This window comes from Streptomyces sp. Ru62, from assembly GCF_002920615.1.
GTDB lineage: Bacteria > Actinomycetota > Actinomycetes > Streptomycetales > Streptomycetaceae > Streptomyces.
Window position 1 is genome coordinate 24,213 of sequence record NZ_PQSU01000012.1, and the last position, 22,131, is coordinate 46,343.

A 22,131-nucleotide genomic window follows, 5' to 3' on the forward strand; every position below is an offset into this window, starting at 1 on the left:
GGGATCTCCATGCCCACCTTCTCCCGGACCTTCTCCCGGCGGGGAATGCTCGGCCTCGGCGCGGGCGCGGCGGCGGCCGCCTCGCTCGCCGGCTGCGGGAGCCTCACGTCCTCGGACGGCGGCGGCCACCCGAACGGTTCCGGCCAGGGCAAGCCCGGGCGGGGGCACGGGGACGGGAAGGGGAGCACCGCGCATCCGGCGCGGCCCATCGGTGACGGCTCCACCTCCTTCACCGGCAGGCAGCCGCACCAGCCGGCCAAGCCCGAACCGCTGGAGCCGGGCCAGACCCCGCCCCAGTTCGTGATCTTCTCCTGGGACGGCGCCGGCGAGGTCGGCAACGGGCTCTTCCCGCGCTTCCTGGACCTGGCCAAGGAACACGGCGCGTCCATGACCTTCTTCCTCTCGGGGCTGTACCTGCTGCCCGAGTCGAAGAAGCGGCTGTACGAGCCGCCGAACAACCCGCGCGGCGCCTCCGACATCGGCTACCTCGCCGACGACCACATCAAGGCCACGCTGACGAACGTGCGCCGGGCCTGGCTGGAGGGGCACGAGATCGGCACCCACTTCAACGGGCACTTCTGCGCCGGCACCGGCACGGTCGGCAACTGGACCCCGCAGCAGTGGGAGAGCGAGATCCGGCAGGCCAAGGCGTTCGTGAAGGAGTGGCGGACCAACACCGGCTGGACCGATCTGCCGTCGCTGCCGTTCGACTACGACAAGGAGCTGGTCGGCGGTCGTACGCCCTGTCTGCTCGGCCAGGACAACCTGCTGCCCACCGCCCGGAAGCTGGGCTGGCGCTACGACGCCTCCTCGCCGGGCGGCCGTCAGGTCTGGCCGGGGAAGAAGCTGGGGATCTGGGACCTGCCGTTGCAGCAGATACCTTTCCCCGGCCGTTCCTTCGAGGTCCTGTCCATGGACTACAACATGCTCGCCAACCAGTCCCTGAACTCCACCAAGGCGCCCGCCTACAACTACCCCGGCTGGCGCAAGCAGTCCGCGCAGGCGTACATCCAGGGGTTCCAGCGGGCGTACGAGACGAACCGGGCGCCGTTCTTCGTCGGCAACCACTTCGAGCAGTGGAACGGCGGCATCTACATGGACTCCGTCGAGGAGGCCTTCAAGCACATCGCGCGCGAGAAGGAGAAGGGCGCCGACGTACGGCTGGTCTCCTTCCGGCAGTTCGTGGACTGGATGGACGTGCAGAAGCCCGAGGTGCTCGCCAAGCTGCGCACGCTGGAGGTCGGGCAGCGGCCGACGGGCGGCTGGAAGGAGTTCCTGCGGGGCGGCGGGTCCGCCTCCTCCGACGCCGCCTGAGCCGGCGCCCGATCGGGGTCAGGTACCCGAAATGTCCCGTGTAAATACGCCCTGAAATGGGGTTTTCCGCCCGGCAGGGGGGTGCGCAAGATCCCCGGAACAGGCATGCGAAACTTTTCACATGAGTACCCGTAGCCGCGCCGTCCTGCTCAGCGCCGTGGCCGCCGCCGCGGCCTTGTCCCTGTCCGCGTGCGGCAAGGGCGGCACCTCCGGAGGCGGTGGCGACACCCACTTCGTCACCGGCAACAACGGCATCGACACCGTCCCCGCCGGCAAGCGCGCCACGGCCCCGGACCTGTCGGGCAGGACCATCGACGGCAAGACCCTGGACGTCGCCGACTACAAGGGCAAGGTCGTCGTCGTCAACGTCTGGGGCTCGTGGTGCGGGCCGTGCCGCGAGGAGGCGCAGTACTTCGCCAAGGTCTCCAAGGAGTACCAGGACAAGGGCGTCCAGTTCGTCGGCATCAACACCCGGGACACCAGCACCACCCCGGCCGTGAACTTCGAGAAGGAGCACGGCGTCGAGTACCCGAGCCTGTACGACCCCACGGGCAAGCTGATGCTCCGCTTCGAGAAGGGCACCCTCAACCCGCAGCTCATCCCCTCCACGCTCGTCATCGACCGGCACGGCAAGGTCGCCGCGCGGGCCCTGGAGGCGCTCGACGACACGGGCCTGCTGAAGATGCTCAAGCCGGTCCTCGCGGAGAAGTGACGTGAGCGCGCTGCTGACGCTGGCCGCGGAGACGGGCCGGAACGAGACGGTCCTGCACGGCGCCCTGCTGGTCGCCCTGCCGATCGCCCTGCTCGCCGGGCTCGTCTCCTTCTTCTCGCCCTGTGTGCTGCCGCTGGTCCCCGGTTACCTCTCTTATGTGACCGGCGTCGCGGGCACCGACCTGGCCGAGGCCAGACGGGGGCGGATGGTGGCCGGTGCCTCCCTGTTCGTGCTCGGCTTCAGCGCCGTGTTCGTCTCCGGCGGTGCGCTCTTCGGCTACTTCGGCGCCAACCTGATCGACTACCAGGGCACGCTGTCCAAGGTGCTCGGCGTGCTCATGATCGCCATGGGCGTCTTCTTCATGGGGCTCCTGCCCTGGTTCACGATGCGCGAGTTCCGCTTCCACAAGCGGCCGACCGGCGGCCTGCTGGGCGCGCCCCTGCTCGGCGCCCTCTTCGGCGTCGGCTGGACGCCCTGCATGGGCCCGACGCTCTCCTCGGTGAACTTCCTCTCCTTCCAGGAGTCGAGCGCGGCCCGCGGCTCGCTGCTGATGGTCGTCTACTGCCTCGGCCTCGGCGTGCCGTTCGTGCTCACCGCGATCGGCTTCCGCAAGGCCCTCGGCGCCTTCGCCTGGGTCAAGCGCCACTATGTGTGGGTGACGCGCATCGGCGGCTCGATGATGATCGTGACCGGTGTGCTGCTGCTGACCGGTGCCTGGAACAGTCTGGTGCAGCAGATGCAGACCTGGTCCGGCGGCTTCAATGTGGGGATCTGACCGATGAGCAAGACCGACACCGACACGAGCCAGGACCGGGAGGAGCTGGGAGCGGCCGGCTCCCAGCTGTCCACCGCGCCGCAGGAGGAGCACACGAGCCTGCCCGGCCTCGGTGTCATCGGCTGGGCGCGCTGGTTCTGGCGGCAGCTGACCTCCATGCGGGTCGCGCTGCTGCTGCTCCTGCTGCTCTCGCTCGGCGCGATCCCCGGCTCGCTCATCCCGCAGACCGGCGCCGACGCGAGCAAGGTCGAGGACTTCCGCGCCGCCCACAGGACGCTGGCGCCCGTCTACGACAAGCTCGGCCTGTTCCACGTCTACAGCTCGGTGTGGTTCTCCGCGATCTACATCCTGCTGTTCGTCTCCCTCATCGGCTGCATCGTCCCGCGCACCTGGCAGTTCGTCGGCCAGTTGCGCGGCCGCCCGCCGGGCGCGCCCAGGCGGCTGAACCGGCTGCCCGCCCACACCACCTGGCGCACCACCGAGGACCCCGAGCGGGTCCGTGAGGCCGCGCTCGCGCTGCTGAGGAAGCGCCGCTTCCGCGCCCACGTCGCCGGTGACGCCGTGGCCGCCGAGAAGGGCTATGTGCGCGAGCTGGGCAACCTGGTCTTCCACATCGCCCTGATCGTGCTGCTGGTCGCCTTCGCCTCGGGCCAGCTCTACAAGTCCGACGGCACCAAGCTGATGGTGGAGGGCGACGGCTTCTCCAACGCGCTGCCGATGTACGACGACTTCAAGTCCGGCAGTCTGTTCCGCAACGACGACCTGGTGCCGTTCAGCTTCGACCTGAAGGACTTCAAGGGCACCTACGAGGTCAGCGGCCCCAACCGGGGCACCCCGCGCACCTACGAGGCGAAGATCACCTACAGCAAGGGCGCCTACGGCAAGGAGCGGTCGACGACCGTCAAGGTCAACGAGCCGCTGAAGATCGACGACGCCAAGGTCTACCTGGTCAGTCACGGTTACGCGCCCGTCATCACGGTCCGCGACGGCAAGGGCGAGGTCGTCTACCACGACGCCGTACCGCTGCTGCCGCTCGACGGCAACGTCAGCTCCAACGGCGTGGTGAAGGTGATGGACGGCTATCGCGACCCCCAGGGCAAGAAGGAGCAGCTCGGCTTCCAGGCGTTCTTCGCGCCGACGCTCGACACGCGGAGCGGGACGATGCTCTCGCAGTTCCCGGCCCTGCTGAACCCGGTGCTCGCGGTGAACGCCTACCACGGTGACCTGGGCGTGAACTCGGGCATCCCGCAGAGCGTGTACCAGCTGGACAAGAAGCACATGACGGCGTTCAAGGACGCCAAGGGCCAGCTGTTGAAGAAGCTGCTGAAGCCGGGCGACACCATGACGCTGCCGGGCGGCGCCGGCTCCATCACCTTCGAGAAGGACATCAAGGAGTGGGCCGGCTTCGAGGTCGTCCAGGAGCCGGGCGGCGGCTGGGCGCTCACCGGTGCCCTCGCCGCGATCTTCGGCCTGGCCGCGTCCCTGTTCATCCAGCGCCGCCGGGTCTGGGTGCGCGCGGTGCGCGGTGCCGACGGCGTCACGGTGGTCGAGATGGCCGGGCTCGGCCGCAGCGAGTCCGCGAAGGTGCCCGAGGAACTGGGCGACCTCGCCGGAATCCTCTACGACCAGGCGCCGGGGGCACCCGACCCCGACGACTCCGCAGCAACCCCCGACCCCCAAGTCGTACCTGCCGAAGGGGCTGAGAAGTGACTCTCGCCGCCGCAACCGATCTCGCCGCCGCGACCAACGAACACCTCGCGAGCATCAGCAACACGCTGATCTACTCGTCGATGGCGGTCTACACCCTGGCCTTCTTCGCCTATATCGCCGAGTGGCTGTTCGGCAGCCGCAGCAAGGTCGCCCGTACGGCCGCCGCGCTCACCGCCGACAGCGAGCGGAGGGCGGACGGGCCCGCCGTCACCGTGAACCGGGCCGGCGGCACCGCCGTGCTGGAACGGCCGAAGGTCGTCGTCCGCTCGGCGTCCGGCACGCGGGACGTGCCGGACGGGCCCGGCGCGCACGGCGGCGACGAGCAGGGCGACCTCTACGGCCGGATCGCCATCTCCCTCACCGTGCTCGCGTTCCTGGTGGAGCTGGGCGGCGTCGTCGCCCGCGCGGCCTCCGTGGAGCGGGCGCCGTGGGGCAACATGTACGAGTTCAACATCACCTTCTCCACGGTCGCCGTCGGCGTGTACCTGGGGCTGCTGGCCCTGAAGAAGAACGTGCGCTGGCTCGGGCTGTTCCTCGTCACGACGGTCCTGCTGGACCTGGGCCTCGCGGTCACCGTGCTGTACACGGCCAGCGACCAGCTCGTGCCGGCCCTGCACTCGTACTGGCTGTACATCCACGTCTCCACCGCCATCTTCTGCGGTGCCGTGTTCTACGTCGGCGCGGTCGCCACGATCCTGTACCTGTTCAAGGACTCGTACGAGAACAAGCTCCAGCTCGGCGGCAAGCCCGGGAAGTTCGCCTCCTCGGTGCTGGAGCGGCTGCCCGCCTCCGCGTCCCTGGACAAGTTCGCCTACCGCGTCAACGCGGCGGTGTTCCCCCTCTGGACGTTCACGATCATCGCGGGCGCGATCTGGGCGGGCGACGCCTGGGGCCGGTACTGGAACTGGGACCCGAAGGAGACCTGGTCCTTCATCACCTGGATCGCCTACGCCTGTTACCTGCACGCCCGGGCCACGGCCGGCTGGAAGGGCCGCAAGGCCGCCTACCTGGCCCTGATCGCCTTCGGCTGCTGGCTGTTCAACTACTACGGCGTCAACATCTTCGTCAGCGGCAAGCACTCCTACGCGGGCGTGTAACCGCCGCCGGAGCGAGGCCGGTTCCTGTGACACGGGTCACGGGAACCGGCCTTCGTCGTCCGGGAGGGCCATCAGGACGTGGACACACATCCGCGCTGGTGGGTGCCGTTGCGCCCACCCGTGCCACCCAGCGGCACGACTGCCCGCAGCTGCGTCCGCAAGTGCAAGTTCAACGGCGCTACACCGGTGACGTCGGCCGCGCCGAGGCGCGCTCGGCGTGCCCGCCGGCACCGTTCGCTCGCGGCTCTCTGCACCGGCACGAGGTCTGGATGTATCTGCTGCGGGACGCGATCGTGCAGGGGCAGGTCACCAGCGACACGGCGGTGTTGCGCCGGGCGGTCGTGGACCGTGCGGGGGAGCTGCCGTGACCACGTGCGCATCCCCCGGCCCGGGGGCAGGCTGGTGTCATGAGCGGTTCCATCGCACAGGGCACCAGCCAGACGCACGGGAACACGCACATCCTGCACTTCGTGGTGCGGCTCCCGCGGCGCATGGAGGAGGTCTGGGCCGCGCTGGCCACGCCCGAGGGGCTGGCGTCCTGGTTCACCGCCGCCGACGTGCTCGAACCCCGGCTCGGCGGCGCGGTCACCCTGCGCGACCTGGGCGACGGGCAGGTCACCGCGTGGGACGTGGACCGGATGGCGGAGTACACGGTCGGGGGCGGCGGCCGGCTCCGGTTCCATCTGGAGCGGGACGGGGAGGACGGCAGCGTTCTCCGCTTCACCCATGAGTTCCAGGGCGAGGAGGAGACGGAACAGCGCTGGCGGAGCCGTTTCGAACGCCTGATCGAGGCGCTGGAGCCGCGGCGGAGCTGAGCGCCTAGGAGACCGCGGGCAGGCTGTCGTGGGCCACCGAGGCGATCCGGTCCCGCAGCCGCTCGACGTACAGCCGCATGTTCTTCGCCGCGACGTCGGTGTCCGGGTACCGGCTCGCCAGCCACAGCCCGTCGGGCAGCCGGTTCACCCACACGCACACCTGGTCGCCGTACGACACCCGCATCAGCCCGTACGCCTTCAGCTCCGCCCACCGTTCGGCGCCCGGGATGGCGCGGGCGTCGACGTACGACACGATCGAGTACAGGTCCGGGGAGGTCGGCCGGAAGTCCGCGCCCAGCAGGCGCAGTACCCGGGCCAGCGGCATCCGGGCCAGCGGCCGGTTCGCCTGGAGTTCGGCACGGACCGCCCGCAGGGCCTCCGGGAAGCCACGGGTGCGGCCCACGGGCACCTCGATCGGGGCGCCGCCCACGTACCAGCCCACCGAGTCCGTCCACCGCGACTTCACCCGGGTGTGGAAGGGCACCACCGTGCGGTACACCGGCTGCCCGCCGAGTTCGTGCACGATCAGCCCGGTCGCGGCCAGCAGCCCGACCAGGCTGCCGCCGTACGGCCTGCAGTACGCCTCGAACGCCGCCGCCGCGTCCGCGTCCGCCAGCGGCTCGCACAGCATCCGCTGCGTGGGCAGCGGGTCGCCCGGGGTCAGGCCCAGGTCCACCGGGAAGCCCGGCAGCGTGCCGTCGCAGCGGTGGATGAACTCCCGCCAGCGGTCCACGAACACGTGCCGGCCGTCGATGCCGTCCGCGTCCGCGCGCTCGATCTCGCAGAAGTCGACGTAACTCGCGGCGGGCGTGGCGGAGTCCGGTTCGACGCCGGTCAGGCCCGCCGCGTACAGCTCGTGGATCTCGGCGGCCAGCCGGTGCAGGGAGTAGGCGTCGACGTTGCTGTGGTCGAAGGCCATGTAGACGCTCGCGCCGTCGTCCCGGACGACCGCCGTGTAGATCAGGTTGGGCCAGCGCAGCGCGTCCGCGACCGTGTCGAAGCGCTCCTGGAGGTGGCGGACGAGGTCGCCGGCGTCGGGGAAGTCGCCCACCTCCGCCCGGCGCAGGGATACGTCGGCCGCGTCGAGCGTGAACCGGCGCAGTTCGTCGCCGGCCCAGCGGAAGCCGCTGCGCAGCGTCTCGTGCCGTACGGTCCAGGCGCGCAGCGCCCGCTCCAGCACGTCGAGGTCGACCGGGCCGGGCAGGTCGAACGCGGTGCCGAGCCAGGTCGGCACGAAGAGCCCGTCCTCCCGGACGGACTTGGCCGTCCTGATGTGCGACTCCTGGATGTAGGCGGGCGGCCGGGAGTCCTCCGGGAGCGCCGTCGCCGCCGCGACGGTCGCCGGGCTCAACGTCCACTCGACGAGCCGTCCCGGCCGGACTTCGCAGCGCTGGATGTCAGTGATTCGCACGCGTCTCCCATCGCAGAAGGGGCCCCTGGTTACGGGCCCCCTGGAAGCCAATGCCGCGGGACGCGGGCGGGACATGCCCGGCCGGTTCATTTCAACGGAACGGGTGGCGGGCCGAACGCGGAAGTGAATAACCGTGGGTGACCGGTCGGGGGTTCACTCGACGGTGATCGAGTCCAGCTTCTCGCGGAGGTACACGTGCGAGTCGACGGGCGGGTACACCACCCGGCCCACCGGCGCCGGAAGGGATTCCACCAGCGTGCCCGGGGTGCACTCGCCGAAGTAGACGAGCGAGATGAGCTCCTCGGTGGGCGCGTCGAGGGGCGGCGGCAGCACCCGGTGCCGCCCGGACCGCCACCGGTCACCGGTCCAACGGGCCAGCAGATCACCGATGTTGACCGTGAACGCGGCCGGGTCGTACGGCGCGTCCTGCCAGCCGTCCGCGTCGGTGTACACCTGGAGGCCGCCCTTGCCGGCCTGCCGGTCGAGGATGGTGACGGTCCCGAAGTCGGTGTGCGGTCCGATCCGGAACTGCCCGGGCCGCGGCGCGCCGACGACCTCCGTCCCCGGGTACCAGTTGATGTTGAAGCCGTACGTCGGATGGTCCATGTGCCGGGTGAAGAAGTCGGCGCCGAGCCCCAGCGCGCACGCCAGCAGGGCCAGCAGCTCCTTCTCCAGCGCGACCATCCGGCCCAGGTACTCCTCGCACAGCGAGCGCAGCGCGGGCACCTCCGCCGGCCACACGTTGGGCTTGTACCACTCCGCGTTGACGACCGGGTCCTCGAACGGCTCGGCGGTGGCGAAGGTCAGCGACTCCTTCAGGTCCGGCGGGGTCTCGGTGCCCTCCGCGTACCCGTTGGCCTCGGCGCCCGGCCCGAGCCAGCCGCGTCCGCCGACCTTCGCCGCGTAGCGCTGCTTGACCTCGGCGGGCAGCAGGAAGAACTGCCGGGCGGCCGACCGGATCCCGGCCCGCAGCGCGGGGTCCACGCCGTGCCCGGTGACCAGCAGGAAGCCGGCGGACTGCAGGGCCTGGTCGACGGTGCGGGCGAGCACGGCCCGCCGCATCGCGTCCCCCTCGGTCCAGATCCGCAGATCGATGGTGGGAATCACACCAGCCATGTTGGCACTCCTCGGCGCTGCGCGGACCCGCCTTCATGGGGGTGGCCGCAGGGACAAAGCGGTACGTCGGCGATACTTGGGCACATGGCTTACGACGATCTTCGCTCCCTGCTCCGGGCGCTGGAGCGCGAGGGTGACCTCAAGCGCATCAAGGCCGAGGTCGACCCGTATCTGGAAGTCGGGGAGATCGTCGACCGGGTGCAGAAGTCCGGCGGTCCGGCGCTGCTCTTCGAGAACGTGCGCGGCTCGGACATGCCCCTCGCCATGAACGTGTACGGCACCGACCGCCGGCTGCTGAAGGCGCTGGGCCTGAAGTCGTACGGCGAGATCTCCGAGAAGATCGGCGGCCTGCTGCGGCCCGAGCTGCCGCACGGCTTCGTCGGCGTCCGCGAGGCCTTCGGCAAGCTGGGCGCGATGGCCCACGTCCCGCCGAAGAAGGTGAAGCCCGACAACGCGCCGGTGCAGGAGGTCGTCCTCCAGGGCGACGACGTCGACCTGGAGCGGCTCCCGGCGCTGTTCACCTGGCCGAAGGACGGCGGCTCCTTCTTCAACCTGGGCCTGACCCACACCAAGGACCCCGAGACCGGCATCCGGAACCTGGGCCTGTACCGCCTCCAGCGGCACGACAAGCGCACCATCGGCATGCACTGGCAGATCCACAAGGACAGCCGGAACCACTACCAGGTGGCCGCGCGCAGGGGCGAGCGGCTCCCGGTGGCCATCGCCTTCGGGTGCCCGCCCGCCGTGACGTACGCCTCCACCGCCCCGCTCCCCGGCGACATCGACGAGTACCTCTTCGCCGGCTTCCTCGCGGGCAAGCGGATCGAGATGGTCGACTGCAAGACGGTCCCGCTCCAGGTCCCGGCCAACGCCGAGGTGGTCCTGGAGGGCTGGCTGGAGCCCGGCGAGATGCTGCCCGAGGGCCCCTTCGGCGACCACACCGGCTTCTACACCCCGCAGGAACCCTTCCCGGCCCTGAGGATCGACTGCGTGACGATGCGCAGGCGCCCCCTGCTCCAGTCGATCGTCGTCGGCCGCCCCCCGACGGAGGACGGCCCGCTCGGCCGCGCCACGGAACGCTTCTTCCTGCCCCTGCTCAAGATCATCGTCCCGGACATCGTGGACTACCACCTGCCCGAGGCCGGCGGCTTCCACAACTGCGCGATCGTCTCGATCGACAAGAAGTACCCGAAGCACGCGCAGAAGGTGATGCACGCGATCTGGGGGGCGCACATGATGTCCCTGACCAAGCTGATCGTGGTCGTGGACGCCGACTGCGACGTGCACGACCTGCACGAGGTCGCCTGGCGGGCCCTCGGCAACACCGACTACGCCCGCGACCTCACGGTCGTGGAGGGGCCCGTCGACCACCTGGACCACGCCTCCTACCAGCAGTTCTGGGGCGGCAAGGCGGGCATCGACGCGACGAGGAAGTGGCCCGAGGAGGGCTACACCCGCGACGGCGGCTGGCCCGACATGGTCGTGTCGGACCCGGATACGGCGGCCCTGGTGGACCGCCGCTGGAAGGAGTACGGACTGTGACGTCGGCCTCTGCCGCCATCCCCCAGCCCGGCCGCACCAAGGCGTTCCTGCGCCTGGTGATGATCGAGCACTCGGTCTTCGCGCTCCCCTTCGCCTACATCGCCTCCCTCACGGCGATGTACGAGTGGGACCGGAACATCCACTGGGGCCGTCTGCTCCTGGTCACGGTCTGCATGGTCGGCCTGCGCACCTTCGCGATGGCGGTCAACCGGATCATCGACCGCGAGATCGACGCCCGGAACCCGCGCACCGCCCACCGCGAGCTCGTCACCGGCGCGATGTCGGTCCGGCACGCCTGGACGGGCGCCCTGATCGCCCTGGTGGTCTTCCTGGGCGCGGCGGCCCTGCTCAACCCGCTCTGCCTGGCCCTGGCCCCGGTCGCGGTGATCCCGATGGTGGTCTACCCCTACGGGAAACGCTTCACCAACTTCCCGCAGGCCATCCTGGGTCTCGCCCAGTCCATGGGCCCGATCGGCGGCTGGCTGGCCATCAGCGGGGAGTGGTCCTGGACGGCGGTGATCCTCGGCCTCGCCGTCGGCATCTGGATCGGCGGCTTCGACCTGATCTACGCCTGCCAGGACGTCGAGACCGACCGCGAGATCGGCGTCATGTCGGTCCCGGCCCGCTTCGGCATCCCGGCCGCGATCTGGGGCGCGCGGGTCTGCCACACCATCACCACGGCCCTGTTCGTCTGGTACGGCCTGGCCACCCACGCCGGAGCGTTCTTCTGGCTGGGCCTGCTGATCGTCGCGGGCGCCTTCCTCTACGAGCACTCCATCGTCCGGCCCCACGACCTCTCCCGCCTGAACAGGGCGTTCTTCTCGGTCAACGGCTTCATCGGCATCGCCCTGTTCGTGTGCGCGCTGCTCGATCTCCTGGTACGCGGTCTGACCGTGTGAGCGCCCCGGCACCACCCGGCCTGAGGGCGGTCGGGCGCGCCGGTACGCTCAAGGTGTGAACGCAGGAGAAACGCAGCGTGTGCCTTGGATCGTGGGGGTGTCCGGAGCTTCCGGGACGCCGTACGCGGCTGCCGTGCTGCGGGCGCTGCTGGAGGCCGGGGAAGCGGTGGACCTCGTGGTCAGCCGGGCCTCGCGGCTGACGCTGCTGGACGAGACGGGCATCTCCTTCCGGGACGCGCACTGGCAGGACGACCTGCGGGAATGGCTGGCCCGTGGCGCCGACGGCAAGCCCGGCACCTTCGACGTGGACATCAGCGGGGTGCGGTACTGGAGCGCCGGCGACCTCGCCGCCGGCCCGTCCTCGGGGTCGTACCCGGCGAAGGGCATGATCGTCGTGCCCGCCTCCACCGCCTCGGTGGCGGGTGTGGCGCTCGGCCTGTCCAAGGATCTGCTCCAGCGCGCGGCGAGCGTCACACTGAAAGAGCGCCGGACGCTGGTCGTCGCCGTACGGGAGACCCCCTTGAACGGGCAGACGCTGCGCCACCTCGTCGCGCTGGACGACGCCGGCGCCACGGTCGTCCCGGCCTCGCCCGCCTTCTACGCGGGCGCCACCCACATCCAGGACCTGGTGGACTTCGTCGCCGGCCGCGTGCTGGACGCGGCTGGTGTCGCGCACGGCCTGTACCGGCGCTGGAAGGGCGAGCTGGGCGGCGGCACACCCGGCACGTAAGGCAAGCAGCAGTACCCCTCATCACTCCACGGACTTTCACCGGAAGGCTTCGATCGCATGGACGCGGTGGACAGGCAGCTCATCCAGGCCCTGAGGGAGAACGGCCGGGCCTCCTACGCGGAGCTGGGGCGCCTGGTCGGCCTGTCGGGCCCCAGCGTCACCGACCGCATCAACCGGCTGGAGGCGGCCGGTGTCATCACCGGCTACCGCGCCACGGTGGACGCGGCCTCCCTCGGCCTCGGCGTCACCGCCCTGATCGGCATCTCGCTCTCCGACGCCGCCGACCACGAGGACGTCGCCCAGCGGCTGCGGGACCTGCCGGAGATCGAGGACTGCTGGTTCATCGCCGGTGACGACTCCTTCATGCTCAAGGTCCGCTCGACGGACGTGGACGGCCTGGAGAAGACGATCCGCCGGCTCAGCGGGACGAAGGGCGTCTCCCGCACCCGTACCACGATCGTGCTCTCCACCAAGTGGGAGAACCGGGTCGGGGAACTGCCGGAAGAGGTCTAGGGATACGGTGGGTCGAGTTGTCGTGGAAAGGTGTGGGTATGGACGTCGGGCTCAAGCGCGAGCTGGAGGAGAAGGTCCGCTCCGGTGAGCGGCTGACCCGCGAGGACGGCATCGCGCTCTACGAGTCGGACGACCTGGCCTGGCTCGGCGGGCTCGCCCACGAGGTGCGGACCCGCAAGAACGGTGACGTCGTCCACTTCAACGTCAACCGGCACCTGAACATGACCAACGTGTGCACGGCCTCCTGCGCCTACTGCTCGTTCCAGCGCAAGCCGGGCGAGAAGGACGCGTACACGATGCGCATCGAGGAGGCCGTCAAGCTCGCCAAGGCGATGGAGTCGGAGAACCTCACCGAGCTGCACATCGTCAACGGCCTGCACCCGAACCTGCCGTGGCGGTACTACCCGCGTTCCCTGCGCGAGCTGAAGAAGGCCCTGCCGAACGTCTCCCTGAAGGCCTTCACGGCGACCGAGATCCACCACTTCGAGACCATCAGCGGTCTGTCGGCCTCCGAGATCCTGGACGAGCTGATCGACGCGGGCCTGGAGTCGCTGACGGGCGGTGGCGCCGAGATCTTCGACTGGGAGGTCCGGCAGCACATCGTGGACCACCGCACCCACTGGGAGGACTGGTCCCGCATCCACCGCCTGGCGCACGAGAAGGGTCTGAAGACCCCGTGCACCATGCTGTACGGCCACATCGAGGAGCCCCGGCACCGCGTCGACCACGTCCTTCGCCTGCGCGAGCTCCAGGACGAGACCGGCGGCTTCCAGGTCTTCATCCCGCTGCGCTACCAGCACGACTTCGTGGACATGAAGGACGGCAAGGTACGCAACACCCTCCAGGCGCGCACCCAGATGGCGACCGGCGCCGAGGCGCTGAAGACCTTCGCGGTGTCGCGGCTGCTGTTCGACAACGTCCCGCACGTCAAGGTCTTCTGGGTCATGCACGGCGTGCAGACGGCCCAGCTCGCCCTCCAGCACGGCGCCGACGACATGGACGGGTCGGTGGTGGAGTACAAGATCACCCACGACGCGGACAACTTCGGCACGCCGAACAAGCTGACCCGTGAGGACCTGCTGGAACTGATCCGTGACGCGGGCTTCCGCCCGGTGGAGCGCAACACCCGGTACGAGATCATCCGCGAGTACGACGGCCCCGACCCGGCGCGCCGGGAGTCGCCCCAGCCGATGCGGGTGTGACCTCCCGGCGAGGGCCGGATGAGCCGACCAGGGGCGCGGGGCTCTGCGCGAGAACCCCCACGCACCGCAGCCGGGCGACGGCCTGAACGACCCCTCGATTCCCCGCCGGAACGAGGGGTACTCGCCCGGCATGCCGGCGACGAAGGCCCCTGAGGACGCCTACACCGCGGCACCCTTCGTTCCGGAGGGCGCCGATCTCACCGCCATGCGCAGCGCGGCGGCCGGCTGTCGCGGCTGCCCCCTGCACCGCGCCGCCACCCAGACGGTCTTCGGTGCCGGGGACACCGACGCCCGCGTGATGCTCGTGGGGGAGCAGCCCGGCGATCAGGAGGACCGGCAGGGCAGGCCCTTCGTCGGGCCCGCCGGCAAGCTGCTCGACCGGGCCCTGGCGGAGGCCGGCATCGACCCATCCGAGGCCTACGTCACCAACGCGGTCAAGCACTTCAAGTTCACCCGGGCGGAACCCCGCAAGCGTCGTATCCACAAGGCGCCGAGCCTGCGCGAGATGACGGCCTGCGGCCCCTGGCTCGCGGCGGAGCTGGCGCTGGTGGAGCCGGAGCTGATCGTGATCCTGGGCGCGACGGCCGGGAAGGCGCTGCTGGGGTCGTCGTTCCGGGTGAGCCAGGTGCGCGGGACCGTACTGGAGGAGGAGATCCACGGCCGGCCGGAGCGGCTGGTGCCGACCGTGCATCCGTCGGCCGTGCTGCGCGCAGACGACCGCGAGCAGGCGTACCAGGGCCTGGTGGCCGACCTGAAAGTGGCTGCACGCGTCCTTGGGTAATAAGTAAACTGCCGACGTGCCTCTTACTTTCACCCTGGACCCCGCCATCACCCCCGCCCTGCGCGACGGCATCCTCGACCTGTGGACGGACGTCACCGACGCGGGCGGGGCCGTCGGCTTCGTACCGCCGGTGACCCGCGAGGAGATACGCCCGGAGCTGGTGCGGCACTTCGTGCAGATGGCCGAGGGCCGCACCCGGCTGCTCGTCGGCCACGACGAGGCCGGCGAGGTCGCCGCGGCCGCCTTCCTCACCCGCAACACCCACCGGCTGATGACCCACTGGCTGTGGCTGTACACGGTGATGGTCCACCCCCGCCACCAGGGCCGGGGCTACGGCCGCGACCTGCTGGCCGCCGCCGCGGACGCGGCCCGCGGGATGGAGGACATCGAGGCGGTCCGGCTGACCTGCCGGGGCGGGCTGGGCCTGGAGCGGTTCTACGGCTCCTGCGGTTACAAGGAGGTCGGCCGCGTCCCGGACGCCATCCGGGTCGCGCCCGGCGACGACCGCGACGACATCATCATGCTGCTGCCGCTCCGCTGACGCCGACCCCCCTGCGTGATCGTCCACCGCTCGTGCTTCACTGGACGATGACCCCTTTTGGAATCGGACGAGTGGATTGAGATGCTCCGCTACACGCTGATGCGCCTCGGTATCTTCGCGGGCTGCCTCTTGATCGTCTGGGGAGCCGTCTACTCGGGCATCTTCCCGCGCGGCTTCGGCGAGTCCAACGGACTGTGGGTCCTGCTGCTCGCCCTGGTCCTCTCGGCGCCGATCAGCTGGGTGGTGCTGCGCAAGGAGCGGGACCGGGCCTCTGTGCAGATCGTGCGCAGGGTCGACCGGATGAAGGCCAACCTGGACGCCAACCGCAGCCAGGAGGACGTCGCCGACGACACCTCGCGGGCGCAGGGCGGGGCCACCGCGTCCAGCTAGTCCCGCCGCCGGCCCAACTAGGCTTGCCCTCATGGGTGCCGTCAAGACCAAACGGATGCCGAGGGCGGTGCGCGAGCAGCAGATGCTCGACGCTGCCGTACGGATCTTCGGGCAGCGCGGGTACATGGCCGCGTCGATGGACGAGATCGCCGAACTCGCGGGCGTGTCCAAGCCGTTGGTCTATCTGTACCTGAACTCGAAGGAAGACCTCTTCACCGCGTGCATCCGCCGCGAGGCGGCCGCGCTCACGGAGGCCGTGCGCGCGGGTGTCCGGCCGGGGCTGCCCGCCGACCGGCAACTCTGGGACGGCCTGCGGGCGTTCTTCGCGCACACCGCCGAGCACCCCGACGGCTGGTCGGTGCTGCACCTCCAGGCCCGTATGCACGGGGAACCCTTCGCGGCCGAGGTCGCCGCGATGCGCGCGGAGATCGTCGCGTTCGTGACCCGGCTGGTCGCGGTCGCGGCCCGCGAGGCCCACCGCGACCCCGACCTCCCGGAACACGAGGTGGCGGGCCTGGCCGAGGCCCTGGTCGGCGCCGCCGAGTCCTTGGCCGCCTGGGCCAACGCCACCCCGGGGACGACGGCCCGCCAGGCAGCGGCCACCCTGATGAACTTCGCGTGGGCGGGCCTGGGCAACCTGATGCGGGGTCAGGTCTGGACACCGCCGGCCGATCCGGCCTAGGGGCGCGGGGCTGCATTCGACATGCGGCTCCGGGGCGTGGGCGCGAGCGACCCCCGCCGGCCCGCACCCGGTGACGGTCCTCACTTCCCCCGCACGTCCCCCTCCACATGCACCCGCCCGCCCTCGGCACCCCGCAACTCGAACCGCCCGCTCCCGTCGGCCCCGTACACCACCGTCCCCGGCAACAGCACCGGCGCCCGGAACCGCGCCCGCACCACGGCGGAGCCGTCCGTGCCATGGGCCGCCAGGCAGCGGGCCAGGGTCCACATGCCGTGGGCGATGGCGCGGGGGAAGCCGAAGAGGCGGGCGGTGAGGGGGTACAGGTGGATGGGGTTGCGGTCGCCGGACGCGGCACCGTACCGCCGCCCCACGTCCCCGGCGAGGCTCCACTCGGCGACGGCGGGCAGCACGGCGTCCGCGTGTTCTCGTGGCGCGGGTGTGGTGACCGGGTCGGTGCGGTGCCGGGCCAGATACGTGCTGCGGGACTCCCACACCACGCTCCCGCCCGAGCGCAGCTCCGTCACCACCGTCGCCTCCGTCCCCCGCCGGTGCGCCGTCAACCCGGCGATCCACACGCCGAGTTCGTACTCCCCGTCGGCCGCCAGCGGGGCACCGCGCGTGATCTCGATCGACGTGTGCACCAGCCCCAGCAGCGGCAGCGGGAAGTCCCGTCCGCTCATCAGCCGCATGGCCAGCGGGAAGCCCAGGACGTGCGGGTAGGTGACCGGCAGCTCGGGCTCGCCGGTCGGGAAGCCGCAGACCCGCTCGTACGCGGCCAGCCTGGTCAGGTCCACGCGGACGCCGGGCAGCACCAGGCGGGTGCGCGGGAAGGCCGCGTCGGGGGCGGGGCGCTTGAAGGGCGAGCGCAGGGCGCCCCGGGCCAGCAGCGGGGCCAGCGCGGGGGGCGCGGTCAGGGTGACGGCGGTCATCACGCCCCCAGCAGGCTCTGGCCGCAGACGCGGACGACCTGGCCGTTGACCGCGCCGGACGCCGGGTGGGCGAGCCAGGCGGTGGTCTCGGCGACGTCGACGGGCTGACCGCCCTGCGCGAGGGAGTTCATGCGGCGGCCCGCCTCCCGGATGAACAGCGGGATCGCGGCGGTCATCCGCGTCTCGATGAACCCGGGCGCCACCGCGTTGACGGTCACCCCGTGCTCGGCGAGCGCGCGGGGCGCGAGGGACCGTACGAGACCGATGATCCCCGCCTTGCTCGCTGCGTAGTTGGTCTGGCCCGCGTTGCCCGCGAGCCCGGCGATGGAGGCGGTGGCCACGATCCGCCCGCCGGTGCGCAGGGCGCCCCGGGCGAGCAGCGCGTCGGTGGTGCGCAGCACGCTGCCCAGGTTGACCTCCAGGACCGCCTGCCACCGGTCCGCCGGCATGTTGGCCAGCCTTCGGTCCCGGGTGATGCCCGCGTTGTGGACGAGGACGTCCAGCCCGTCGGGGAGGGCGTCGGCGATGCGCTCGCCCGCGTCGGCGGCGGTGATGTCGAGGGCGAGGGCGGTGCCGCCGAGCCGTTCTGCCACCCGGCGGGCGTCGGCCTCGGCGGCGGGCACGTCGAGTACGACGACCCGGGCGCCGTCCCGTGCCAGCGTCCCGGCGACGGACTCGCCGATCCCGCGGGCGCCCCCGGTGACCAGCGCGGTCCGCCCGTCGAGCGGCCGTTCCCAGTCGGCCGGTGCGGCGACCTCTCCGCCGCCGACCTCGATCACCTGGCCGCTGACGTAGGCGGACCGGGGGGAGAGCAGGAACCGCAGGGTGGACTCGGCGGCGCCGGCGTCCGTCAGCCGGACCAGGTTGACGGTCCTGCCCCGTCCGATCTCCTTGCCGAGGGAGCGGGTGAAGCCCTCCAGGGCCTGCTGGGCGGCCGACCGGTGGTGGTCGGCGGGGTCGAGGGGGGCGCCCAGCACCAGCACCCGGCCGCTCGGGGCGACGGACCGAACGACGGGGTGGAGGGCCGTGTGCACCTCGGCGAGCGTGTCGACGTCCCCGACCCCGGTGGCGTCCAGGACGACGGCGGCGGGTTCGCGGTCCCCGAGGGCGAGGCCGGTACGGCCCAGGACGGGCGTGAGATCGAGAGCGGACTTCCCGGCGGTCAGGTGCAGCAGCGGGCCGGGCAGCGCGGGCCGCCCCGATGACCACCGGATCAGCTCGGCCGGCTGGGGCAGGCCCAGGCGCCGGGTGAGGAAACGGCCGGGGGCCGTGCCGGTGAGGCTGAGGTAGCGGTCGGCCATCTGCGACTCCCGCGCGGTTCGGTTCCGAAGAGCTGGAATGTGCTTACTCTGGAGTAACGTTACCGAAGGTAAGGCAAGGTGGGCCACTACCGGGTGAGCCACCGCCACAGGTGAGGAGCAGATCGGCATGAGCCCCCTGGAACCACCCCGCGCACGCCGGGTCGCGGTGCTCGGCGGCACCCGCGTCCCGTTCGCCCGCTCCGACGGCCCCTACGCCACCGCGAGCAACCAGGAGATGCTGACCGCCGCCCTGAACGGCCTCACCGACCGCTACGACCTCCACGGCCCCGGCGCAGTCGGCGAGTTCGTCGCCGGCGCGGTCCTCAAGCACAGCCGGGACTTCAACCTGGCCCGCGAGACCGTGCTCGGCTCCCGGCTGGACCCGCGCACCCCCGCCTACGACATCCAGCAGGCCTGCGGCACCGGACTCCAGGCCGTCATCGCCGCCGCCAACAAGATCGCCCTCGGCCAGACCGAGTCGGCGGTGGCGGGCGGCGCCGACACGGCGAGCGACGCGCCCCTCGGCGTCAACGACGGCCTCCGCCGCATCCTCCTGGAAGCCCGCCGGGCGAAGTCCGCGTCCGCCCGCCTGAAGGCGCTGGCCCGCATCCGCCCCGCGCACCTGGTCCCGGACATCCCGCGCAACGCCGAGCCGCGCACCGGCCTGTCGATGGGCGAGCACGCGGCGGTCACCGCCCGCGCCTGGGGCATCTCCCGCCGCGCCCAGGACGAACTGGCGGCCACCAGCCACCGGCGCCTCGCCGCCGCCTACGAGCGGGGCTTCTTCACGGACCTGGTGATCCCCTTCCGGGGTCTGGAGCGGGACCAGAACCTGCGCCCGGACTCCACTCCCGAGAAACTGGCCGCCCTGAAGCCGGTGTTCGGCGCGGACCACCCCGACCCCACCATGACGGCCGGCAATTCCACCCCCCTGACGGACGGCGCCGCCCTCGTCCTGCTGGCGAGCGAGGAGTGGGCCGAGGCCCGCGGCCTGGAACCGCTCGCGTACCTGACCGCGTACGAGACGGCGGCCGTCGACTTCGTCCACGGGGACGTGAGGGACGGCGAGGACGGCCTGCTGATGGCACCGGCGTACGCGGTCCCGCGCCTGCTGGAGCGCACCGGCCTGGACCTGGCCGACTTCGACCTGGTGGAGATCCACGAGGCCTTCGCCTCCCAGGTGCTGGCCACGCTCGCGGCCTGGGAGAAGCGGGGCCTGCCACCCGTGGACCGCGCGCGCCTGAACGCCACGGGCTCCTCCCTGGCCACGGGCCACCCCTTCGCGGCGACGGGCGCCCGCATCGTGGCCACCCTGGCCAGGCAGCTGGCGGAACGGGAGGGCCCGGGCAAGGGGCTGATCTCGGTCTGCGCGGCGGGCGGCCAGGGCGTGACGGCGATCCTGGAACGCCCCTGACACCGGGCGGACAGGCAAAGGAGACCAGGCAGAGCCGGGCACGTGGCGGGTAAAGGTGAGCACCCGTCACATAACCCCCGAGGCTGCACATCCCCGGCCCCGGATCATCCCCGAACCCGCACAACCCCCTCACAGCGGAGCCGTACGATCACCTGCCTAACCAGCGGTAACCCCCTTTCCGTGAAAGGCTCACCGCAGGTGCACGCACGCCAGAGGAGCCGCCCGTGTCCACGTCGTACCCGACCCCGCCCACCTCCTCCGGCACCCCGGTCTCCGCCACCGACTACGACGGCCGCCCGGTCCTCGTCGAACCCGAGATACGCCGGCTCGACGGGGCCGTACGGGAAGTGGCCGTTCCCCCGTTCGCACCCCCGGTCACCCACGGCTCCCTCGCCGACCTCCCGTACGAGAACGCGGAGACCGCCCCCGACCAGGTCGTCCTCAGTCGCAAGCTCTCCGACGGCCGCTGGACGGACGTGACGGCCGCCCGCTTCGCCGCCGAGGTGCAGGCCGTGGCCAAGGGCCTGATCGCCGAAGGGCTGATGCCCGGCGACCGCATCGCCGTCATGTCCCGCACGACGTACGACTGGACCCTGCTCGACTTCGCCGCCTGGGCGGCCGGCCTGGTCACGGTCCCGGTCTACCCGACCTCCTCCGTCTTCCAGACCCGCTGGATCCTGCATGACTCCGGCGCGGTCGCCCTGGTCACCGAGACCGCCGCCCAGGCCGCCGCCATCGGCCCCGAACTGGCCCACCTGCCCGACCTGCGCCACGTGTGGGTGATGGAGAAGGACCACGTGTCCCGTCTCGCCGAGGCGGGCGCACTCGTGCCCGAAGGCGAGACCGGCGTACGCCGGGGCATGCTCGGCCCCGACACGCTCGCCACCCTGATCTACACCTCGGGCACCACCGGCCGCCCCAAGGGCTGCGCCCTCTCGCACGGTAACTTCTTCGCCGAGGTCGACAACGCGATCGAACTCCTCCACCCCGTCTTCAAGGCGAAGGGCGAAGACCCGTCGGTCCTGCTCTTCCTCCCCATGTCCCACGTCTTCGGCCGCATGGTGGCCATCGCCTGCGTCCGCGCCCGGGTCCGCCTCGGCCACGCCCCGAGCCTGGCCCCGCAGGACCTCCTCCCGGACCTGGACGCCTTCAAGCCGACCTGCCTGCTGACCATCCCCTACATGCTGGAGAAGGTGTACAACTCGGCGCGCGCCAAGGCGGAGGCCGGCGGCCGCGCGTCGGTCTTCGACCGCGCGGCGGCCGTGGCCGAGCGCTACGGCGAGGCGCTGGAGGCCCGCCAGACCGGCGCGGGCAACGGCCCGGGGCGCGCCCTGAAGACACAGCGCGCCTTCTACGACCCCCTCGTCTACCGCCGCCTGCGCGCCGCCATGGGAGGCCGCGTCCGGTACGCCATCTGCGGCGGCTCCCCGCTCGGCCGGCGCCTCGCCGCGTTCTACGCCGGTGCGGGCATCGAGATCTTCGAGGGCTACGGCCTCACGGAGACCACCGGCGCCGCCACGGTCACCCCGCCCCTGAAGCCCCGCCTGGGCACGGTCGGCTGGCCGCTGCCCGGGACGCGGGTGAGGATCGCGGCGGACGGCGAGATCCTCATCGGCGGCGACCACGTGCTGCGCGGCTACTGGGACCCCCAGGCGGGCGGAGTGGTCCCCGCGACCCGCGACGGCTGGCTGCCGACGGGCGACCTCGGCGAACTGGACGACGAGGGCTACCTGACCATCACCGGCCGCAAGAAGGAACTCCTGATCACGGCGGGCGGCAAGTCGGTGGCCCCGGCCCCGCTGGAGAACTGGCTGCGCCAGCACCCGCTGATCTCCCAGGTGATGCTGGTGGGCGACGCCCGCCCCTACGTAGCGGCCCTGATCACCCTCGACCGCGACGGCATCACCCACTGGCGCCAGATGATCGGAAAGCACCCGGTACCTCCGGAACTCCTGGTGGACGACGAGGAGTTGAGGGAAGTCCTCCAGCGGGCGATCGACGAGGCGAACCGCATGGTCTCCCGTCCCGAGTCCATCCGCCGCTTCGCCGTCCTCCCGGTCGACTTCACGGAGGCGGCCGGCCACCTGACCCCCTCCATGAAGCTGCGGCGCGAGCAGATCCTGCGGGACTTCGCGGCGGAGGTGGCGGGGTTGTACGAGCGCTGAGGGGCTGATCGGCCCCGGCCAAACGGTCGCTTCACAGCAACGGCTACGGTCGGCACCCGCTCCTCGCTGGTCCCACCTCCTCCGGACTCGGT

The 22,131-nt window shown here is 71.4% G+C and carries 22 protein-coding genes; 18 read left to right on the top strand and 4 right to left on the bottom strand.

The annotated features are described in order from the left end of the window. The first annotated feature begins 9 nt into the window (after positions 1-9). The 7 genes from C3492_RS17495 (at position 10) to C3492_RS17520 (ending at position 6,423) form a co-directional block, all read left to right on the top strand. Complete coding sequence (locus C3492_RS17495) at positions 10-1,314, top strand: hypothetical protein (protein ID WP_103812693.1); 1,305 nt, start codon at positions 10-12, stop codon at positions 1,312-1,314. 121 nt (positions 1,315-1,435) lie between these two features. Further along, positions 1,436-2,026, top strand: a complete 591-nt coding sequence (locus C3492_RS17500) for a TlpA disulfide reductase family protein (RefSeq protein ID WP_181140420.1) — start codon at positions 1,436-1,438, stop codon at positions 2,024-2,026. Position 2,027: 1 nt separating this feature from the next. Continuing rightward, positions 2,028-2,801 (top strand): cytochrome c biogenesis CcdA family protein, encoded by a 774-nt coding sequence (locus tag C3492_RS17505; protein ID WP_103812694.1) that lies wholly within the window; start codon positions 2,028-2,030, stop codon positions 2,799-2,801. Positions 2,802-2,804: 3 nt separating this feature from the next. Next, positions 2,805-4,511, top strand: coding sequence for a cytochrome c biogenesis protein ResB (locus C3492_RS17510; protein ID WP_103812695.1), 1,707 nt, complete (start codon positions 2,805-2,807; stop codon positions 4,509-4,511). After that, a complete protein-coding gene (gene ccsB, locus C3492_RS17515; RefSeq protein WP_103812696.1) occupies positions 4,508-5,608 on the top strand; it encodes a c-type cytochrome biogenesis protein CcsB in 1,101 nt (366 codons plus the stop codon). Before C3492_RS17510 ends, ccsB begins: the two co-directional genes overlap by 4 nt. A 161-nt stretch (positions 5,609-5,769) precedes the next feature. After that, positions 5,770-5,976, top strand: a complete 207-nt coding sequence (locus tag C3492_RS44190; protein WP_146075696.1) for a hypothetical protein — start codon at positions 5,770-5,772, stop codon at positions 5,974-5,976. A gap of 39 nt (positions 5,977-6,015) precedes the next feature. After that, complete coding sequence (locus tag C3492_RS17520) at positions 6,016-6,423, top strand: SRPBCC domain-containing protein (RefSeq protein ID WP_103812697.1); 408 nt, start codon at positions 6,016-6,018, stop codon at positions 6,421-6,423. A 4-nt stretch (positions 6,424-6,427) separates the two neighbouring features. On the opposite strand, the gene C3492_RS17525 is transcribed toward C3492_RS17520, so the two are convergent. Both C3492_RS17525 and C3492_RS17530 read right to left on the bottom strand, forming a co-directional pair. Next, a complete protein-coding gene (locus tag C3492_RS17525) occupies positions 6,428-7,834 on the bottom strand; it encodes a condensation domain-containing protein (RefSeq protein ID WP_103812698.1) in 1,407 nt (468 codons plus the stop codon). 153 nt (positions 7,835-7,987) lie between these two features. Next, positions 7,988-8,950, bottom strand: a complete 963-nt coding sequence (locus C3492_RS17530; protein ID WP_181140421.1) for an isopenicillin N synthase family oxygenase — start codon at positions 8,948-8,950, stop codon at positions 7,988-7,990. An 84-nt stretch (positions 8,951-9,034) separates the two neighbouring features. Between C3492_RS17530 and C3492_RS17535 the strand changes: the two genes are divergently transcribed. From C3492_RS17535 to C3492_RS17575, 9 genes are all read left to right on the top strand, one after another. Further along, on the top strand, positions 9,035-10,492 hold the full coding sequence (locus C3492_RS17535) for a menaquinone biosynthesis decarboxylase (protein WP_103812699.1): 1,458 nt from the start codon (positions 9,035-9,037) through the stop codon (positions 10,490-10,492). Beyond that, positions 10,489-11,391: a menaquinone biosynthesis prenyltransferase MqnP gene (mqnP, locus tag C3492_RS17540; protein ID WP_103812700.1), complete on the top strand. Its 903-nt coding sequence runs from the start codon at positions 10,489-10,491 to the stop codon at positions 11,389-11,391. The genes C3492_RS17535 and mqnP overlap by 4 nt, the downstream gene beginning before the upstream one ends. Before the next feature lie 79 nt (positions 11,392-11,470). Further along, positions 11,471-12,121, top strand: coding sequence for a UbiX family flavin prenyltransferase (locus C3492_RS17545; RefSeq protein ID WP_103812701.1), 651 nt, complete (start codon positions 11,471-11,473; stop codon positions 12,119-12,121). Positions 12,122-12,178: 57 nt separating this feature from the next. Further along, complete coding sequence (locus C3492_RS17550) at positions 12,179-12,634, top strand: Lrp/AsnC family transcriptional regulator (RefSeq protein WP_103812702.1); 456 nt, start codon at positions 12,179-12,181, stop codon at positions 12,632-12,634. 38 nt (positions 12,635-12,672) lie between these two features. After that, positions 12,673-13,836: an aminofutalosine synthase MqnE gene (mqnE, locus tag C3492_RS17555; protein ID WP_030640943.1), complete on the top strand. Its 1,164-nt coding sequence runs from the start codon at positions 12,673-12,675 to the stop codon at positions 13,834-13,836. A gap of 130 nt (positions 13,837-13,966) precedes the next feature. Continuing rightward, positions 13,967-14,617, top strand: coding sequence for a UdgX family uracil-DNA binding protein (locus C3492_RS17560; RefSeq protein WP_103812703.1), 651 nt, complete (start codon positions 13,967-13,969; stop codon positions 14,615-14,617). A gap of 16 nt (positions 14,618-14,633) precedes the next feature. Continuing rightward, positions 14,634-15,158: a GNAT family N-acetyltransferase gene (locus C3492_RS17565; protein WP_103812704.1), complete on the top strand. Its 525-nt coding sequence runs from the start codon at positions 14,634-14,636 to the stop codon at positions 15,156-15,158. An 81-nt stretch (positions 15,159-15,239) separates the two neighbouring features. Next, positions 15,240-15,548, top strand: coding sequence for a DUF4229 domain-containing protein (locus C3492_RS17570; RefSeq protein ID WP_103812705.1), 309 nt, complete (start codon positions 15,240-15,242; stop codon positions 15,546-15,548). A 31-nt stretch (positions 15,549-15,579) separates the two neighbouring features. Further along, entirely contained in the window at positions 15,580-16,230 is a 651-nt protein-coding gene (locus C3492_RS17575) for a TetR/AcrR family transcriptional regulator (protein WP_181140422.1), read from the top strand. A gap of 80 nt (positions 16,231-16,310) precedes the next feature. Here C3492_RS17575 and C3492_RS17580 read toward each other — a convergent pair whose 3' ends face one another. Further along, entirely contained in the window at positions 16,311-17,159 is an 849-nt protein-coding gene (locus tag C3492_RS17580) for a MaoC/PaaZ C-terminal domain-containing protein (protein WP_103812859.1), read from the bottom strand. Continuing rightward, a complete protein-coding gene (locus C3492_RS17585; RefSeq protein ID WP_103812707.1) occupies positions 17,159-18,460 on the bottom strand; it encodes a 3-oxoacyl-ACP reductase in 1,302 nt (433 codons plus the stop codon). Before C3492_RS17585 ends, C3492_RS17580 begins: the two co-directional genes overlap by 1 nt. A gap of 127 nt (positions 18,461-18,587) precedes the next feature. On the opposite strand from C3492_RS17585, the gene C3492_RS17590 reads away from it, so the two are divergent. Together C3492_RS17590 and C3492_RS17595 are read left to right on the top strand one after the other, a co-directional pair. Then, complete coding sequence (locus C3492_RS17590) at positions 18,588-19,874, top strand: acetyl-CoA C-acetyltransferase (protein ID WP_103812708.1); 1,287 nt, start codon at positions 18,588-18,590, stop codon at positions 19,872-19,874. A 224-nt stretch (positions 19,875-20,098) separates the two neighbouring features. Next, a complete protein-coding gene (locus tag C3492_RS17595; protein ID WP_103812709.1) occupies positions 20,099-22,039 on the top strand; it encodes a long-chain fatty acid--CoA ligase in 1,941 nt (646 codons plus the stop codon). The last annotated feature ends 92 nt before the right edge of the window (positions 22,040-22,131 follow it).